This window comes from Streptomyces sp. NBC_00386 (genome assembly GCF_036063235.1).
Classification (GTDB): domain Bacteria; phylum Actinomycetota; class Actinomycetes; order Streptomycetales; family Streptomycetaceae; genus Streptomyces.
This window is the reverse complement of the sequence record NZ_CP107950.1, coordinates 1,852,077-1,868,335: the sequence shown is the minus strand read 5'-3', so window position 1 is coordinate 1,868,335 and position 16,259 is coordinate 1,852,077. Positions and strand designations below refer to the sequence as shown.

Annotated in this window: 17 protein-coding genes; 10 read left to right on the top strand and 7 right to left on the bottom strand. The window is 70.9% G+C overall.

Annotated features, from left to right (window positions below):
* Nucleotides 1–27 precede the first annotated feature (27 nt).
* Nucleotides 28–684: a helix-turn-helix domain-containing protein gene (locus tag OG780_RS08220; protein ID WP_328446152.1), complete on the bottom strand. Its 657-nt coding sequence runs from the start codon at nt 682–684 to the stop codon at nt 28–30.
* A gap of 269 nt (nt 685–953) precedes the next feature.
* Here OG780_RS08220 and OG780_RS08215 point away from each other — a divergent pair, with 269 nt between their 5' ends.
* Nucleotides 954–1,613 carry an MmyB family transcriptional regulator gene (locus OG780_RS08215; protein ID WP_328446150.1) on the top strand — a complete coding sequence of 220 codons (660 nt, stop codon included), beginning with the start codon at nt 954–956 and terminating at the stop codon, nt 1,611–1,613.
* Nucleotides 1,614–1,701: 88 nt separating this feature from the next.
* Here the strand turns inward: OG780_RS08215 and OG780_RS08210 are convergent, their stop codons facing one another.
* A complete protein-coding gene (locus OG780_RS08210; protein WP_328446148.1) occupies nt 1,702–2,478 on the bottom strand; it encodes a cache domain-containing protein in 777 nt (258 codons plus the stop codon).
* Nucleotides 2,435–3,253: a FadR/GntR family transcriptional regulator gene (locus OG780_RS08205; protein ID WP_328446146.1), complete on the bottom strand. Its 819-nt coding sequence runs from the start codon at nt 3,251–3,253 to the stop codon at nt 2,435–2,437. Before OG780_RS08205 ends, OG780_RS08210 begins: the two co-directional genes overlap by 44 nt.
* 123 nt (nt 3,254–3,376) lie before the next feature.
* On the opposite strand from OG780_RS08205, the gene OG780_RS08200 reads away from it, so the two are divergent.
* Genes OG780_RS08200 through OG780_RS08185 form a run of 4 tightly spaced genes read left to right on the top strand, consistent with a single transcriptional unit; the run spans nt 3,377 to nt 7,382 of the window.
* Complete coding sequence (locus OG780_RS08200) at nt 3,377–4,423, top strand: ABC transporter ATP-binding protein (RefSeq protein WP_328446145.1); 1,047 nt, start codon at nt 3,377–3,379, stop codon at nt 4,421–4,423.
* Between the two features lie 26 nt (nt 4,424–4,449).
* A complete protein-coding gene (locus tag OG780_RS08195) occupies nt 4,450–5,658 on the top strand; it encodes an ABC transporter substrate-binding protein (RefSeq protein ID WP_443062127.1) in 1,209 nt (402 codons plus the stop codon).
* A 7-nt stretch (nt 5,659–5,665) separates the two neighbouring features.
* Nucleotides 5,666–6,556 (top strand): ABC transporter permease, encoded by an 891-nt coding sequence (locus OG780_RS08190; protein WP_328446142.1) that lies wholly within the window; start codon nt 5,666–5,668, stop codon nt 6,554–6,556.
* A gap of 10 nt (nt 6,557–6,566) precedes the next feature.
* Nucleotides 6,567–7,382, top strand: coding sequence for an ABC transporter permease (locus tag OG780_RS08185; RefSeq protein ID WP_326784499.1), 816 nt, complete (start codon nt 6,567–6,569; stop codon nt 7,380–7,382).
* 112 nt (nt 7,383–7,494) lie between these two features.
* On the opposite strand, the gene OG780_RS08180 is transcribed toward OG780_RS08185, so the two are convergent.
* The 4 genes from OG780_RS08180 to OG780_RS08165 all read right to left on the bottom strand — a co-directional run bounded on the left by OG780_RS08180 (nt 7,495) and on the right by OG780_RS08165 (nt 10,830).
* A complete protein-coding gene (locus OG780_RS08180; RefSeq protein ID WP_328446139.1) occupies nt 7,495–8,277 on the bottom strand; it encodes an ABC transporter permease in 783 nt (260 codons plus the stop codon).
* Nucleotides 8,274–9,305: an ATP-binding cassette domain-containing protein gene (locus OG780_RS08175; RefSeq protein WP_443062126.1), complete on the bottom strand. Its 1,032-nt coding sequence runs from the start codon at nt 9,303–9,305 to the stop codon at nt 8,274–8,276. The genes OG780_RS08180 and OG780_RS08175 overlap by 4 nt, the downstream gene beginning before the upstream one ends.
* Nucleotides 9,306–9,384: 79 nt before the next feature.
* On the bottom strand, nt 9,385–10,227 hold the full coding sequence (locus OG780_RS08170) for a DUF4097 family beta strand repeat-containing protein (protein WP_328446135.1): 843 nt from the start codon (nt 10,225–10,227) through the stop codon (nt 9,385–9,387).
* An 84-nt stretch (nt 10,228–10,311) separates the two neighbouring features.
* Nucleotides 10,312–10,830, bottom strand: a complete 519-nt coding sequence (locus OG780_RS08165) for a toxin-antitoxin system HicB family antitoxin (RefSeq protein ID WP_328446133.1) — start codon at nt 10,828–10,830, stop codon at nt 10,312–10,314.
* A 422-nt stretch (nt 10,831–11,252) separates the two neighbouring features.
* On the opposite strand from OG780_RS08165, the gene OG780_RS08160 reads away from it, so the two are divergent.
* The 5 genes from OG780_RS08160 to OG780_RS08140 are packed head-to-tail and all read left to right on the top strand — an operon-like array spanning nt 11,253 to nt 16,199.
* Nucleotides 11,253–12,404, top strand: a complete 1,152-nt coding sequence (locus OG780_RS08160; RefSeq protein WP_328446131.1) for an NAD(P)/FAD-dependent oxidoreductase — start codon at nt 11,253–11,255, stop codon at nt 12,402–12,404.
* A gap of 23 nt (nt 12,405–12,427) precedes the next feature.
* Nucleotides 12,428–12,727: a (2Fe-2S)-binding protein gene (locus OG780_RS08155; RefSeq protein WP_328446129.1), complete on the top strand. Its 300-nt coding sequence runs from the start codon at nt 12,428–12,430 to the stop codon at nt 12,725–12,727.
* A complete protein-coding gene (locus tag OG780_RS08150; RefSeq protein ID WP_328446127.1) occupies nt 12,720–14,201 on the top strand; it encodes an NAD(P)/FAD-dependent oxidoreductase in 1,482 nt (493 codons plus the stop codon). Before OG780_RS08155 ends, OG780_RS08150 begins: the two co-directional genes overlap by 8 nt.
* A gap of 34 nt (nt 14,202–14,235) precedes the next feature.
* Nucleotides 14,236–15,138 carry a dihydrodipicolinate synthase family protein gene (locus tag OG780_RS08145; protein ID WP_328446125.1) on the top strand — a complete coding sequence of 301 codons (903 nt, stop codon included), beginning with the start codon at nt 14,236–14,238 and terminating at the stop codon, nt 15,136–15,138.
* A gap of 59 nt (nt 15,139–15,197) precedes the next feature.
* Nucleotides 15,198–16,199 carry a proline racemase family protein gene (locus OG780_RS08140; RefSeq protein WP_328446123.1) on the top strand — a complete coding sequence of 334 codons (1,002 nt, stop codon included), beginning with the start codon at nt 15,198–15,200 and terminating at the stop codon, nt 16,197–16,199.
* The last annotated feature ends 60 nt before the right edge of the window (nt 16,200–16,259 follow it).

The following is a 16,259-nucleotide window of genomic DNA, read 5'->3' as shown; positions in this document are numbered from 1 at the left end:
TTCCGATGCCCACTGATCTCCCCAGGCTCACGACTCTGGCCGTTTGACGCTCTCCAGGAGCATGTCCAGCCATTCCGCGACCTTGTCCCGGTGCTGGTCGGTGGGCAACTGCGCGGCCCGCCAGGCGATTCCGCGGACGCCGTGGTCCAGGAGCAGCCGTTCGAGCGGATCGTGGGCGACGGAGACCGCGGCGCGTTCGCGGTCGGCGAGCCGTTGCAGGAGTTCCTGTTCCGACCGCTGGAGGGCGCCCACGAGCGCTTCGGAGTCCTCGGCCGTGAGGAATCCGGCGTGCACCCGGAAGAAGCGCTGGATCGCGTCGCAGTGCTCCATGGTGGGGCGCCGGTCGCCGTTGATGAGGGCGCCCGCCTGCTGGCGCGACATACCGGCGCCATCCGCTATCTCCTGCTGCGTGTAGCGGCGGCCGTTGGGCTTGAGCCGGGTGCGGCGCAGCAGGTCGAGGCGTTGCAGGAAGCGTGCCTGAAGGTCGGGTTCGCCGGCGGGGCGGCCGCTCAGCATGGCCTTCGCCACGGGTTCGGGGACACCGGACTCGGCCGACAGTCGCCGGATGTCGAAGACTTCGGCGTGCGGCACGCCGAGCCGGTCGGCGAGTGCGGTGACCCTGGCCACGACGGCCTGCAGCAGAACCGTCGCCGTGGCGCACGGAACCTCGAAGCCATCCGTCACCGACAGATCTCCTACGTCTCTCTCAGGTGGCTCTCACGAAGTTCGGGAACCATGCGGACACGAGGGTCAGGAACCATCCCGACGGCAAGGCCGGGGGCCAACCGGAGCCTAGCCGCTCGCTCGAACTCACATCCAGGTCTCGCCACAACTGTGGCGAGATTCAGCCGTCAACAAGCGCTAAATGCCACGATAGTTGACACGCCTGTCCCCGGGGCAGCAGGATCGGGGCGCCGCGTGAAGGCCGCAGAGGCAAGAGGGGTGACCTCCCGATGGCGTACCAGGCAGGAAGGCAGCGGTCCCAGCCGCGACCTGTCCCCGAGAGTCTCGAAGCGCAGGCGTACCTCCAGGACTACGCCACGCTCCTCGAGGCCGTGCCTTTCCCCTCCTTCGTCTTCGACGACCGCTGGGACGTCGTGCTGTCCAACGTCGCCTTCGAGACACTTTTCGACGGCGTCGGCGCACACCCGACAGCCATGCCGGGCGACAACTTCCTGCGCTTCGTCCTGTTTCATCCGGACGCGGGATCGATTCTCGGTGAGCACGAGTCGAGTTGGTGTCTGCCGATGCTCGCGCACTTCGCCGCGGCGGTGGAGCGCAACGGGCAGGACCGCGGACTCCAGGCGATCCGCCGGGACATCGCGCAGGACCCGATCATGGACGCCGCCTATCGGCACGGCCTGCCGCACTGGATCGAGGCGGTCGGCCCGCGCGGGGTCGAGCACGACGGAGCCGTGCGCCCGCTGGTCCACCCCGATCCCCGCTGGGGCAGCACGGACTGCCGGATCGTCGACGAGACCCCCAAGGCCCTTCAGGGCATGGGCTATTCGCGGATGACCCTGGTGCTGCGCGAGGCGGTCAGGCCGGTCACCGGCGGACCGCGCAGAGCACGCAGGACGCGCAACGGCACGGCGGAGCTTCGCGCGGTGTGACGCGCGTAGTCGCAGCGCGTCCGCGCCGGTGCGACTCGCCCGGACGGCGCACGTGCAGGGCACGTGGGTGGCTCGGGGCGGTGTCCGTTCAGCCGGCCGGCGTCACGAGGACGAGGGGCACGCTGTCGCAGGGCACGAGCCGCAGGTCCCCGTGGCGCGTGCTCCGAGCCGCCGCCAGCACGGCCGCGAAGTCCGGTCCCCTGGTGAGAGATCCGGCCAGATGGGCGGGGTCCGCGGACGCGGCCACCCGGCCCCGCGCGTTCACCAGGTAGGACGCCCCGGGCAGCCGTTGCAGGAGCGGGACGACCGCGGCCTCGAAGTGCCGCAGATACACGTCGGCCGCGGCGACCCCCACGAACCGGCCCTCCACGTGGACCGGCGCGGACAGGGTCAGGCTGTACTCGTCGGAGCAGAGGTAGTCGACGTAGGGCCCGGCGACCGCGCGCCGCCCCGTGTCGCGGGGGAGGGCGAACCAGTCCCAGTGCGTGTAGTCCGAGTACGCGGAGCGCGCCGGATCGAGGTCGAGCAGCAGCGGCCGTACGCCACCGTCGGAGTCCTGCTGCCACCATTCCAGCCACGCCGGTACGTCACCGAGCAGCCCCGGCGCCGCCACGAAACCGGCGCCCGACACCAACTCCTGGCGGGTGAGCCGCAGGTGCAGTCCAGGGCGCAGGGCCGCCAGATGCACCGTCGCGGGGCGGCGGCCCTCGGCGGCGAGGCGGGTGAGCAGCGCGGCCGTCTGGTCCCGGGTCTCGGCGACCGCGTCGAAGACGGCCTCCAGAGTGCCGCGGACCCGCGCGGCCACGGCCGCCTCGGGAGCGTCAAGCGTCGCCGTCGCGCCGGCCCCGCCGGGGCTCCTGCTCATGGGTGCCCTCCAGGGGACGCCTGCCTGAAGCGGCACGCGGCATCGAGAGGCGCAGAGTGATGAGCCGCGCCGTCGAGTCCACCACGCACCGCTCGGCCAGTGCTCTGGCCGCATCGTGGGCCCCATCTTGCACGGCCGAGATTACGGAGCGGTGACGGTCTGCGACTTCTTCACGATATTCGTCGTCCCCGAGCACGAGGCACAGCAGCGCGCCCACTTCCGTCTGCAGCACGACCTGTTCGCGGGTCAGCCGGGCGGACTGCGCCGCCGCGGCGAGCTCGACGTGGAAGCGGCCGTAGACGCGGCTGCGGGCGGCGGCGTCCTCGGCGGACGCCAGGTCGTCCAGGGTGCGCCACAGTGCCTTGAGGTCGTCGGGTTCCGTGCGCTGCGCCGCGAGCCGGGCAGCCGCTCCGGACACGGCCGCCCAGTGGTCGCCCAGGTCCCGCAGTTCCTCGGTGCTCCATTCGGCGAGCCTGGCCAACAGCCGTTCCTCGCCCGGCACTTCGGGCAGCGACACGAAGCTGCCGCCACCGCGCCCGCGCCGCGTGGTGACCAGTCCCTGCTGGCGCAGGGCCATCAGGGCCTCGCGCAGGGTGACCGTGGACACACCGAGCTGTCCGGCCAGCTCCATCTCTCCCGGCAGCTGCTCGCCGTCGGCGAGCAGCCCGAGCTCGATGGCGTCGCCGATCCGGTGCGCGACCGTCTCGACGCGCGCGCGGTTGTCCACGGGAGTGAAGACGGCTCTGCGGACGCCGTCGCCCCTGTGTTGCTTCACGGTCACCACCTTGTGCGTTGACTCAACCTTTACTCTAAAGGGGTCTTGAAGTTTGAACTATGACTTCATATCTTTCCGGTCAGTGTTGCAAACGTACCTCTGCACCAGAAAGGTTCCCCGCCCATGGAGGCAAAGGCGATCCGGCTCCAGGGCCTGCGAAAGGCGTTCGGTGACACGACCGCCGTGTCCGGAGTCGATCTGGAGATAGCCGACGGCGAGTTCTTCTCGATGCTCGGTCCGTCCGGCTCGGGCAAGACGACCGTGCTGCGGATGATCGCCGGATTCGAGAGCCCGACCGAGGGCCGGATCGAACTGGCAGGCCAGGAGGTCACGGGCCTCGCCCCCTTCGAACGGGACGTCCACACCGTCTTCCAGGACTACGCCCTGTTCCCGCACATGACCGTCGAGGAGAACGTCGCCTACGGCCTCAAGGTCCGCAAGGTGCCCAAGGCGGAGCGCCTGGTCCGGGCCCGCAAGGCGCTCGCCGACGTACGCCTGGAAGGGTTCGGCAGGCGCCGCCCCGCCCAGCTCTCGGGGGGCCAGCGCCAGCGCGTCGCCCTCGCCAGGGCACTGGTCGGCCGCCCCCGTGTCCTGCTGCTCGACGAACCCCTCGGCGCCCTCGACCTCAAGCTGCGCGAGCAGATGCAGGTCGAACTCAAGGCGATCCAGCGTGAGGTCGGCATCACCTTCGTGTTCGTCACCCACGACCAGGAGGAGGCCCTGACGATGAGCGACCGCGTCGCCGTCTTCAACCAGGGCCGCATCGAACAGGTCGGCACCCCCGCCGAGATCTACGAACGCCCCGCCACCGCGTTCGTCGCGGGCTTCGTCGGCACCTCCAACCTGCTCGACGGCCAGTCGGCGCAGCAGGTCGTCGGCGCCCCGGGCACGTACAGCATCCGGCCGGAGAAGATCCGGGTCCTCAAGGAGCCGGCCGAGACCGGCACGGCCGCGGAGCCGGAGCACTCCACGGCCACCGGAACCGTCGCCGAGGTCGTCTATCTGGGCGACGCCACCCGTTTCCTGGTGGACCTCGACGCGGGCGGCCGCCTCACCGCGCTCCAGCAGAACCTGGAGACCTCCTCCGAGGACGTCGCCGCCCTGCGCGGCACCCGGGTCCGGCTCCAGTGGCACCGCCGCCACACCTTCCAGGTCCCCGACCCCAGCTGACTTCCACGCTCAGTCCCCCGTCACGTATGGAGTACGCCGTGCGCCTCACCCCAACCCTCAAGGCCGCCGCCGCTGTCGCGGTGCTCCTCGCGGCCACCGCCTGCGGATCGTCCGGTACGGGCTCCTCCGCGTCCACCGGCTTCAACCCGCCCGACCTCAAGGCGCAGTCCAAGCTCGGCAAGACCGAGGGCCAGGTCAACCTGATCGCCTGGGCCGGCTATGTCGAGGACGGTTCCAACGACCCCGAGGTCGACTGGGTCGGCGACTTCGAGAAGCAGACCGGCTGCCAGGTCAACTCCAAGGTGGCCGCCAGCTCCGACGAGATGGTCAAGCTGATGAAGACCGGGCAGTACGACGCGGTCTCCGCATCCGGAGACGCCTCCCTGCGCCTCATCGCCTCGGGCGACGCGGCCCCGGTCAACACCGGCCTCGTACCGAACTACAAGGACGTCTTCAGCGGCCTGAAGAAGGGCGCCTGGAACTCCGTCGACGGCCAGATGTACGGCATCCCGCACGGCCGGGGCGCCAACCTCCTGATGTACAACACCCAGAAGGTCACCCCCGCCCCCACCTCCTGGTCGGCGGTCTTCGACGACGCCTCGGCGAACAAGGGCCACGTCACCGCCTACGACTCGCCGATCTACATCGCCGACGCGGCGCTCTATCTGAAGTCGGCCAGGCCCGAGCTGAAGATCAAGGACCCCTACGCCCTCGACCAGAAGCAGTTCGACGCGTCCGTCGCCCTGCTGAAGAAGCAGAACGCGAACGTGGGGGAGTACTGGAGCGACTACCTCAAGGAGATCTCCGCCTTCAAGAGCGGCGACTCCGTGGTCGGCACCACCTGGCAGGTCATCGCCAACCTCGCGGCCGGCGAGGGCGCCGAGATCAAGGCCGTCGTGCCCAAGGAGGGTTCCACGGGCTGGTCCGACACCTGGATGGTCTCCGCCAAGGCCAAGCACCCCAACTGCGCCTACAAGTGGATGGACTGGATCATCTCGCCGAAGGTGAACGCCCAGGTCGCCGAGTACTTCGGTGAGGCGCCCGCCAACGCCCGGGCGTGCGGGTACACCAGCGACAAGTCCTTCTGCGACACCTTCCACGCCACGGACGAGAGCTACTGGAAGAACATCGCGTTCTGGAACACGCCCATCGAGCAGTGCCTCGACGGCCGCACCGACGTCAAGTGCGTCCCGTACGCGAAGTGGGTCCAGGCCTGGACCGAGATCAAGGGCTGACCGAACGATGACCACCACCGCGCAGGCCGCCGGACGCTCCCCCGTCCGGCGGCTCGCCGGGACCCTGCACCGGCGCCCCCGGCTGCGGCTGTCCCTGCTGCTGACCGCACCCCTGCTCTGGCTGGCGGTGCTCTATCTCGGCTCGCTGGCCGTGCTGTTCGTCTCGGCGTTCTGGACGACGAACTCCTTCACCTCCGAGGTCGTGAAGGTCTGGTCGGCCGACAACTTCCACCAGCTGTTCACCCTGCCCGTGTACCGGCAGGTGATCCTGCGCAGCATCGGCGTCGCCCTCGCGGTGACCGTCCTGTGCGCGGTGATCGCCTTCCCGGTCGCCTTCTACACCGCGCGCATCGCCAAGCCCGCCCGGCGCCCGCTGCTCGTCGTCGCCATCCTCACGCCGCTGTGGGCCAGTTACCTCGTCAAGGTGTACGCCTGGCGGCTGATCCTCTCCCAAGGCGGCCTCGCCGACTGGGTGTTGGAGCCCCTCGGACTGAGCGGACCCGGGTACGGCCCGGTCGCGGCGATCATCGCGCTCACCTACCTCTGGCTGCCGTACATGATCCTGCCGATCCACACCGCGCTGGAGCAGCTCCCCGCCAACCTGCTCGACGCGTCGGCGGACCTGGGCGCCGGGGCCGCCCGCACCTTCCGGTCGGTGGTGCTGCCGATGGTCCTGCCGTCCGTGGCCGCCGGCTCGGTCTTCACCTTCTCGCTCAGTCTCGGCGACTACATCACCGTGCAGATCGTCGGCGGCAAGACCCAGCTCATCGGCAACGTCGTCTACTCCAACATCGAACTGAACCTGCCCATGGCCGCCGCGCTCGGCACGGTCCCCGTCGTCGTCATCGTGGTGTACCTCCTCGCGATGCGCCGCACGGGCGCCCTGAGCAGTCTCTGAGGAGCCCGCTGTGCAACTCTCCCGTCCCGCGCGTATCGCGCTGCGCGCCGCCGCCGGGCTCGGCTTCGCGTTCATCTACGTGCCCCTCGCGCTCGTTCTCGTCAACTCCTTCAACCGGGACCGCAGCGCGAGCTGGCCGCCGTCCGGGCTCACCTTCCACTGGTGGTCGGTCGCCTGGGAGAACGAGGGGGCCCGCTCGGCGCTGTGGGTCTCGGTCAAGGCGGGCCTCGGGGCCACGGCCATCGCGCTGGTCCTGGGCACGCTGATCGCCTTCGCGGTCGCCCGGCACCGCTTCTTCGGCCGGGACGCGATCTCCTTCGTGGTCGTCCTGCCGATCGCGCTGCCCGGCATCGTCACGGGCATCGCCCTCAACTCGGCGTTCAGCACGGTGCTCGAACCGCTCGGCGTCGGACTCGGCATGTTCACCGTGATCGTCGGTCACGCGACCTTCTGCATCGTCGTCGTCTTCAACAACGTGGTCGCGCGACTGCGCCGTACGTCCGGCACGTACGAGGAGGCCGCGATGGACCTGGGCGCGGACACCTTCAGGGCCTTCGTGGACGTGACCTTCCCGCTGGTGCGTTCGGCGCTGCTGGCCGGCGGACTGCTCGCCTTCGCGCTGTCCTTCGACGAGATCGTCGTGACGACGTTCACGGCCGGGCCCGGCATCGAGACCCTGCCGATCTGGATCTTCAACAACATGACCCGGCCCCAGCAGGCCCCGGTCGTGAACGTCGTGGCGGCCGTGCTCGTCCTGCTCTCCGTGATCCCGATCTACGCGGCCCAGCGGCTGTCCGCGGACACGGCCACCGAGAGCCGGATCTGACCGGGCCGATGAACTGCCCTCGCAGGTCTCCTGGTTGACGCCGGTGAGGGGCGGCCGGATCCGCCGCGCACGGATCCGGCCGCCCCTCACCGGCAGGTCGAAAGGCGGGTTCTCAGCGCTTGGTCGTGCTGTTGAACAGCGAGCGCGACCAGACGTAGCCGACCAGGCTGATCCCGGCGCACCAGGCCAGCGAGATCCAGCCGTTGTCGCCGATCGCCGAGCCGGAGAGCAGACCGCGCAGCGTCTCGGTCATCGGCGTGAAGGGCTGGTTCTCCGCGAACCAGCGAAGGCCCGGGGACATCGAGTCGGCCGGCACGAAGGCGGAGCCGAGGAACGGCAGGAACTGGACCAGCAGCGGTTTGTTGCTCGCGGACTCGACGGTCTTGGAGATCAGGCCGAGCGCCGCCGACAGCCACGTCACCGCGAACGCGACGGCCGCGAGGAGACCGGCGGCCGCGAGCCATTCGAGGGGGCTCGCGTCCGAACGGAAGCCGATGGCGAGGGCGAAGCCCACGACCAGGATCATGCTCACCATCGTCTGGAGGACGCTGCCGACGACATGGCCCGTCATGAACGACGAACGAGTGATGTTCATGGTGCGGAAGCGGTTGATGATGCCTTCCGTCATGTCCGAGCAGACCGCGATCGAGGTCGACATCGCCCCGGCCGCCACGCCCATGATGATGATGCCGGGCGTCAGGTATTCCAGGTAGGCGTCCCGGCCGCCGCCCATTCCGGCGCCGATCGAGTCGCCGAAGGCGTACACGAACAGCAGCAGCATCAGGATCGGCATCATGGCGGCGCCGAGCGACACGCTCGGATAGCGGATCGCGTGCTTGAGGTTGCGCCGCAGCATCGTCATCGAGTCGTGCACGGCGTAGGTGAGGGTGCTCATCGCAGGGTCTCCTTGACGTGAAGCGGGGTGCCGGTGCCGGTCCTGGTGGCGCCGTCGCCGGTCAGGGCGAGGAACACGTCGTCCAGGTCGGGGGTGTGCACGGAGAGGTCGGCGGCCCTGACACCGGCGGTGTCCAGCCGGTCGAGCAGGGCACGCAGCGCGTCGAGCCCGCCGTCGCCCGCCACGCGCAGCGCGAGGTCCTCGTCGTCGCGGGCCGCGCCGGGGAATGCCTCGGCCGCGCGCTCGTACTCGCCGGGCCGGGTGAAACGCAGCCGTACGTGGCTGCCGGGGATCTGCGCCTTGAGTTCGCCGGCGGTGCCCTCGGCGACGATCCGGCCGCCGTCGAGCACGGCGATCCGGTCGGCCAACTGGTCGGCCTCTTCAAGGTATTGGGTGGTGAGGAACACGGTGGTGCCGCCCGCGACCAGGGAGCGCACCGTGTCCCACATCGTGCGGCGGCTGCGCGGATCGAGACCGGTCGTGGGCTCGTCCAGGAAGATCACCTGGGGGTCGCCGACCAGAGTCATGGCGAGGTCGAGCCGGCGCCGCATGCCGCCGGAGAAGGTCGCGGCCCGCTTGCCGGCGACGTCCGCGATGTCGAAGCGCTGGAGCAACTCCTTGGCACGGAAACGTCCTTCACGCCTGCCGAGACGCAACAGGTCGGCCATGAGGAGCAGGTTCTCCTCGGCGGTGAGCAGATCGTCGAGCGCGGAGAACTGCCCGGTGACACCGATCGCGGCGCGGACACCGTCGGGTGAGGCGGCGATGTCGTGGCCCGCGACCTGGGCCTGCCCGCCGTCGGCGGCGACGAGCGTGGACAGGATCTGCACGGTGGTGGTCTTTCCGGCGCCGTTCGGTCCGAGCAGCGCGAAGACGGAACCGGCCGGGATACGCAGATCGATGCCGTCGAGCACGGTCTTGTCGCCGTACGACTTGCGCAGACCGACCGCGGAGACGGCGGCGGGCGGCTGCGGACCGCCGTCTCGCCCGGGGTTGGGGATAGGCATGGGCATGACAGAAGAAGGCATGGAGCTCTCCGTTCGGAGGCCGGGTGAAATCAGGCGCTGGAGGGGGAAAGGGGCGGGGCCGGGGCCAGGGCCGGGGAGTTCAGGACTTGGCGCGCAGGATGTCGATGTTGCCCCAGTTGGTCCGCGCGTGGACCGTGACCGTGCCCTCGGTCTCCTCCGGGGCCTCGGACGAGGCGAGCATGTTGCGTACCTGGCCACGGTTGGAACTCACGTCGAGCCACGCGGCTACGCCCCGCCGGACGCCGACCTCGATGGAGCCGTTGGAGGTCTCCAACTGGATCTCACCGCCCACCACTTCGGCGACACGAAGGTGCCCGTTGGTCGTGGTGCCGGTGACCGACGCCCCGGCGCGCGCGATGTCGATGCCACCGTTGGTGCCGCTCGCCCGCAGCTCGCCGGTCACGGTGCCGACGGTCGTGGTGCCGTGCGCGTTCTTCAGGACGGCGGGTCCGGTGACCGTGCCGACGCGCACGTTGCCGGTGCTGCTGGTGATCTCGGCCATGCCCTCGACGCGGTCCACGGTGATCAGGCCGTGCGACGCCGTCAGGTTCAGCGGGCCGGTGGTGTCGAGGCGCACGTCTCCGGCCGAGGTCTTCACGCGGACCTCGCCGAACCGGCCCTCGGCTAGCACCTGGGTCCAGGAACAGGTCATGTCGAGCCGGGAGCCCGTGGGCAGGCCGACCGTCACATCGACGGCGCCGCTGGAGCCGATCAGATGGCGCTGCTTCGTCCTGACCGTCAGGGCGCCGCCCGCGTACACGACCTCGGTCTGCTCGGCGGCCCGTACGTCCCTGTCCTTCTTCGGGTCGAGGGGCCGCACCTCGACGACCGTGTCGGGACGGTCCGTGGCGGTGAGGCGGATGGCACCGGCGGTCACGTCGGCGGTGACCGAGATGGGTTCAGGGGTGTCGAAAGAAGGCATGGTTGTACCGTCCTCGTGGGTCCTCGAGTCGTCCCCGCAGGTGGGACGTGGTGTGTGGGTGAAGTGGTGCGGGCGCGGACGCGGCTAGCGCACCCAGCCCGTGAAGCTCTGTCCGATGGTGCGGTTCCTGCCCGTCGCGCGCGGCCGGGTTCCGCCGTCGACCGCCGCCGACACGGCCCGCACGAGCCACGCGTTGACCGACAGGCCCTCATGGCTCGCGGCCTCCTCGGCGCGTGCCTTGAGATGGGCGGGCAGGCGCAGATTGACGCGGGCGGTGCCGCCTTCGTCGCCGTCGGCCGGCAGCGGTGCCCTGAACGGTTCGACGGGCGCCTCCGCCGCTTCCGTGGTGTCACCGTAGGAAGGCGGCGGTGTCACCACGAAGTCGGGGTCCAGTCCCCGCAGCCGTACGTCGACCGAGCCGGGAGCGAGCTCGCGGGTGATCTCGTCCATCGCGGCGGAGAGCACGTTGAGCATGGTCAGACGCGTCGCCGACTCCAGCGGAGCGGTGAGGCGCTCGGCCAGCTGACGGGCTTCTTCCCCGCCGGCCTCGGCGGCCACCGCGAGTTCTTGGCGCAAGGTGTCGACATACGGAGTGAGGTCCATGACGACATCGTGGCACCACTATGGCGCCATGCGCAAGCGTGAACGGCTCCCCATGTCGGGCCACTCTGAGGATTGCGCCTCTGGCCTGCGGAAACATGGAGAGGATTGCTTGGGGCGTGATGGTGCCACGGGTGCCTGTGTGCCAGGTGGGGGTCTGTGGTGGCGCCGAGTGGCGCCGGATGGTGTCAGGTGGCGCCAAGTGCCGTCACGTGGCGTACGTGGCGTTGAGCGGGACCGGGTGATGTCGAGCGGGGTGAGTCGATGCCGAGCGATGCCAAGTGGCGCCAGGCGGTGTCGAGTGATGCCAGTCGTGCCCGGGTGGAGCCGCAGCGCGCTCCTGCCCCGCTCCCGCCCCTCGGATGGGGCCCGCTCCTCGTGCCGGACTCCGGGCCGAATGCAGCGCTATGTGACATAGTACTGATGTGAGTCAGCCTGTTACCTGCGATGTCGTGATCGTCGGAGCCGGAATGGTGGGCGCCGCCTGTGCCTTGTACGCGGCTCGCGAGGGCCTCGACGTCGCCGTGGTGGACCGTGGCCCGGTGGCCGGCGGCACGACCGGCGCGGGTGAGGGGAATCTGCTCGTCTCCGACAAGGAACCCGGACCCGAACTGGACCTCGCCCTGCTCTCCGGGCGTCTGTGGGCCGACCTCGCCGAGGAACACGCGAAGGCGATCGAGTACGAGGCCAAGGGAGGCGTCGTCGTGGCGTCCACGCCCGAGGGCCTGGCCGCGCTGGAGACGTTCGCGGCGGGTCAGCGAACGGCCGGTGTACTGGCCGAACCGGTCGCGGCCGATCAACTGCACGATCTGGAGCCGTACTTGGCCCCGGGGCTCGCGGGCGCCGTGCGCTATCCCCAGGACACCCAGGTGATGCCCGCCCTCGCGGCCGCGCATCTCCTCCGGGCATCGGGGGCGCGGCTGCTGACCGGGCGCACCGTGACCGAGGTACTGCGCGCGAGGGACGGCTCGGTCCGCGGAGTGCGTACCGGCCGGGGCGATGTGCACGCGCCCGCCGTCGTCAACGCGGCCGGCACCTGGGGTGCGGAGGTGGCCTCGCTCGCGGGCGTCACGCTCCCCGTCCTGCCCCGCCGGGGATTCGTCCTCGTCACCGAGCCCCTGCCGCGCCGGGTGCGCCACAAGGTGTACGCCGCGGACTACGTCGCCGACGTCGCCAGTGACTCGGCCGCTCTGCAGACCTCGCCGGTCGTGGAGGGGACGGCCGCCGGTCCGATCCTGATCGGCGCGAGCCGGGAACGGGTCGGCTTCGACCGGTCGTTCTCGCTGCCGGTGGTACGGGAACTGGCCGCCGGTGCCATTCGGCTCTTCCCGTTCCTCTCGCAGGTGCGCGCCCTGCGGACCTACCTCGGATTCCGGCCCTACCTGCCCGACCATCTGCCCGCCATCGGCCCCGACCCCCGGGCCCCCGGTCTCTTCCACGCCTGCGGTCACGAAGGGGCCGGCATCGGGCTGTCGACCGGGACCGGGCAGCTCGTCGCGCGGGTCCTGGCGGGCGAGGCACCCGGCCTCGACCTCACGCCGTTCCGGCCCGACCGTTTTCCCGAGGAGGCCGTGTGAACCCCCTTTTCCGAGGACGCAGTGTGAACCCCCTGGACCTCGTACGGGCCGAACCCGGCCCCGCCTTCACCGTCACCCTGGACGGCCGGGAGGTCGACGTGCTGCCCGGCCGGACCGTCGCCGCCGCGCTGTGGGCCGAAGGCGTCACCTCGTGGCGCAGCACCCGTGACGCGGGCCGGCCCCGCGGGGTCTTCTGCGGCATCGGCGTCTGCTTCGACTGCCTCGTCACCGTCAACGGCCGCTCCAACCAACGGGCTTGTCTGGTCACGTTGGCGCCCGGCGACACGATCCGCACACAGGAAGGCACCGGCCACGATGACTGACGGAGCCCACCGCCTCGCGGTGATCGGCGCGGGCCCGGCCGGTCTCGCCGCCTCCCTGGCCGCGGCGGCACGCGGCATCCACGTGACGCTGATCGACTCGGCCACGGCGGCGGGCGGACAGTTCTACCGCCGGCCCGCGAGCGGCCTGGGCGCCCGGCGGCCCCGCGCGCTGCACCATCGGTGGCGCACATGGCGACGGCTGGAACAGGGGCTCGCCGGACACCTGGAAGCGGGCACGGTCGAATACCTGACGGATCATCATGTCTGGCTGGTCGAAAGGACCGGGGCGAGCACCGGCTCCCGACCGGGATTCACCGTCCACGCCCTCGTCGGCCGGCTCCAGGAGCGCTCCGTCGGTGTCCGTGCCGACGCCGTGCTCCTGGCCACCGGTGGATACGAGAAGGTGCTGCCCTTCCCCGGCTGGACCCTGCCCGGAGTGGTGACCGCGGGCGGGGCCCAGGCCATGCTCAAGGGCGGTCTCGTCGTGCCGGGCGCGAGAGTCGTCGTCGCGGGAAGCGGGCCGCTGCTGCTGCCCGTGGCGACCGGACTGGCCGCCGCCGGGGCCGAGGTCGCCGCGCTCGTGGAGTCCCTCGATCCGAGAAGGCTGCCGCGCGGTGCCGGGGCGCTGGCGGCCGAACCGGGCAAGGTCGCCGAGGCGGTCCTGTACGCGGCCGGCCTCCTGCGCCACCGCGTCCCGTTCATCCCGCTGCACACCGTCGTGGAAGCCCATGGCGAGGCCCGGATCGAAGCCGTCACCGTCGCCGCGCTCGGCCCCGACGGGCGCGTACGGCCCGGAACCGGGCGCCGCATCCCGTGCGACACGCTCGCCGTCGGCCACGGGATGGTCCCGCACACCGATCTCGCCGAAGCGCTCGGCTGCCGTATCGACGGTACGAAGGTCGACGTGGACGACGAGCAGCGCACCGACGTGCCCGGTGTCTGGGCCGCCGGCGAGATCACGGGGATCGGCGGTGCCGTGCTCTCCCTGGCCGAGGGGCACCTCGCGGGCCGGTCGGTGGCGGCCCGGCTGCGCGGCACCGGCCCCGATCCGCGCTCGGCCGCCCGGGCCGTCAGGGTCCGGGCGAGGGCGCGCTCGTTCTCCGCCGCCCTCGACGCCCTGTACGCGCCGCCCGCCCACTGGACGGACCAGGTCACCGACGACACCGTCGTGTGCCGCTGCGAGGAGGTCACCGCCGGCCGCGTCCGCGAGGCCGCCGCCGACCTCGGCGCGGGTGACGTACGGACGGTCAAGCTGTTGACCCGCGCCGGAATGGGATGGTGCCAGGGCCGGATCTGCGAACCCGCCGTCGCCGGACTCCTCGGCTGCGAACAGACGCCCGCACGAAGGCTGTTGGCCCGCCCGGTACCGCTCGGCGTACTCGCCCGAGCCGGTTCGGACGGCGACGGCCGGTCACCCGCCGCGGGCTCGCCCCCGGAACCCGGCCTCACCTCACCGCGCCTCGACCGACAGTGAAATGTCACACCCTATGGAGAGGGATGAGCACCTCATGACCGTCACCCCCGACAGCCGACGCCCCTGGCGTGGTGTCCTCGTCGCCACCGCGCTCCCGCTGAACGACGACCTCGGCGTCGACCACGGCCGGTACGCCGAACACTGTGCCTGGCTCGTCGAGAACGGCTGCGACGGCGTCGTACCGAACGGTTCGCTCGGTGAGTACCAGGTGCTCACACCCGAGGAGCGCGCCAAGGTCGTCGAGACCGCCGTCGCCGCGGTCGGCGGGTCCCGGGTGATGCCCGGCGTCGCCGCGTACGGCTCCGCGGAGGCACGCCGCTGGGCCGAGCAGGCCAGGGACGCGGGCTGCGGCGCCGTGATGCTGCTGCCGCCCAACGCCTATCGCGCGGACGGCCGTTCGGTCCTCGCCCACTACGAGGAGGTCTCCGGGGCGGGCATCCCGGTCGTCGCGTACAACAACCCGATCGACACCAAGGTCGACCTGGTTCCCGAACTCCTCGCGAAGCTGCACGCCGAGGGTTTCGTCCAGGCGGTCAAGGAGTTCTCCGGTGATGTGCGCCGCGCCTACCGCATCGCCGAACTCGCCCCGGAACTGGATCTGTTGATCGGCGCCGACGACGTCCTGCTGGAACTCGCCGTGGCCGGGGCCAAGGGCTGGGTGGCCGGCTACCCGAACGCGCTGCCCCGGGCGAGCGTCGAGCTCTACCGCGCGGCCGTGGCCGGTGACCTCGACACGGCGGGCAAGCTCTACCGGCAGCTCCACCCGCTGCTGCGCTGGGACTCCCAGGTCGAGTTCGTCCAGGCCATCAAGCTGTCCATGGACATCGTCGGCCGGCACGGCGGTCCGGTCCGGCCGCCCCGCGTCCCGCTGCTGCCCGAGCAGGAGGCCGCCGTGCGCCTGGCCACGGAGCGGGCCGTCGCCGCCGGTCTCGCCTGAGCCGGCAAGGCCCTCGCCTCCACCGCCCAGCCGCCCCGCCGACACCACTCAGGAGTCCCATGCGCAGCAAACTCGTCCTGCACGCCGTCGACTCGCACACCGAGGGCATGCCGACCCGGGTGATCACCGGCGGGATCGGCACGGTGCCGGGCGCGACCATGAACGAGCGGCGGCTGTACTTCCGTCAGCACCGCGACGACATCAAACAGCTCCTGATGAACGAACCGCGCGGCCACGCGGCGATGAGCGGGGCCGTCCTCCAGCCGTCCACCCGCCCGGACTGCGACTACGGCGTGATCTACATCGAGGTGTCGGGCTATCTGCCGATGTGCGGACACGGCACGATCGGTGTGGCGACCGTGCTGGTGGAGACGGGCATGGTCGAGGTCGTCGAGCCCGTCACCACGATCCGCCTCGACACCCCCGCGGGTCTCGTCGTCGCCGAGGTCGCCGTGGAGGACGGCGCGGCCAAGGAGGTCACGCTCAGGAACGTGCCGTCCTTCGCCGTCGGCCTCGACCGCGAGGCCACGCTCGCCGACGGGCGCACGGTGACGTACGACCTGGCCTACGGCGGGAACTTCTACGCGATCCTGCCGCTGGAACAGTTCGGCCTGCCCTTCGACCGGTCCCGCAAGGACGAGATCCTCGCGGCGGGGCTCGCGCTCATGGACGCCGTCAACGCCGAGGGCGAGCCCGTGCACCCCGAGGACCCGTCCATCCGCGGCTGTCACCACGTCCACCTGTACGCCCCCGGGGCGACGGCCCGCTTCTCGCGGCACGCGATGGCCATCCACCCAGGCTGGTTCGACCGCTCGCCCTGCGGTACGGGCACCAGCGCACGCATGGCCCAGCTGCACGCCCGTGGTGAACTCCCGCTGCACACCGAGTTCGTGAACGAGTCCTTCATCGGGACGCGGTTCACCGGCCGGCTGCTCGGCACCACCGAGGTCGCCGGAACGCCCGCCGTGCTGCCCAGCTTCACAGGGCGCGCCTGGATCACGGGCACCGCCCAGTACCTGCTAGACCCCTCGGACCCGTTCCCGGCCGGGTTCGTCCTGTGAGCGGCTTCGCGCCGGGGCGTAGATACTGGAGCTCCGAGTAGGACGTGACATGGCACATGA

Coding starts and splice junctions, on each gene's coding strand:
- OG780_RS08215 (WP_328446150.1), top strand. CDS start 954: ATGGCGTACCAGGCAGGAAGGCAGCGGTCCCAGCCGCGACCTGTCCCC.
- OG780_RS08210 (WP_328446148.1), bottom strand. CDS start 2,478: ATGAGCAGGAGCCCCGGCGGGGCCGGCGCGACGGCGACGCTTGACGCT.
- OG780_RS08200 (WP_328446145.1), top strand. CDS start 3,377: ATGGAGGCAAAGGCGATCCGGCTCCAGGGCCTGCGAAAGGCGTTCGGT.
- OG780_RS08195 (WP_443062127.1), top strand. CDS start 4,450: ATGGAGTACGCCGTGCGCCTCACCCCAACCCTCAAGGCCGCCGCCGCT.
- OG780_RS08190 (WP_328446142.1), top strand. CDS start 5,666: ATGACCACCACCGCGCAGGCCGCCGGACGCTCCCCCGTCCGGCGGCTC.
- OG780_RS08180 (WP_328446139.1), bottom strand. CDS start 8,277: ATGAGCACCCTCACCTACGCCGTGCACGACTCGATGACGATGCTGCGG.
- OG780_RS08175 (WP_443062126.1), bottom strand. CDS start 9,305: ATGCCTTCTTCTGTCATGCCCATGCCTATCCCCAACCCCGGGCGAGAC.
- OG780_RS08170 (WP_328446135.1), bottom strand. CDS start 10,227: ATGCCTTCTTTCGACACCCCTGAACCCATCTCGGTCACCGCCGACGTG.
- OG780_RS08165 (WP_328446133.1), bottom strand. CDS start 10,830: ATGGACCTCACTCCGTATGTCGACACCTTGCGCCAAGAACTCGCGGTG.
- OG780_RS08150 (WP_328446127.1), top strand. CDS start 12,720: ATGACTGACGGAGCCCACCGCCTCGCGGTGATCGGCGCGGGCCCGGCC.
- OG780_RS08145 (WP_328446125.1), top strand. CDS start 14,236: ATGACCGTCACCCCCGACAGCCGACGCCCCTGGCGTGGTGTCCTCGTC.
- OG780_RS08140 (WP_328446123.1), top strand. CDS start 15,198: ATGCGCAGCAAACTCGTCCTGCACGCCGTCGACTCGCACACCGAGGGC.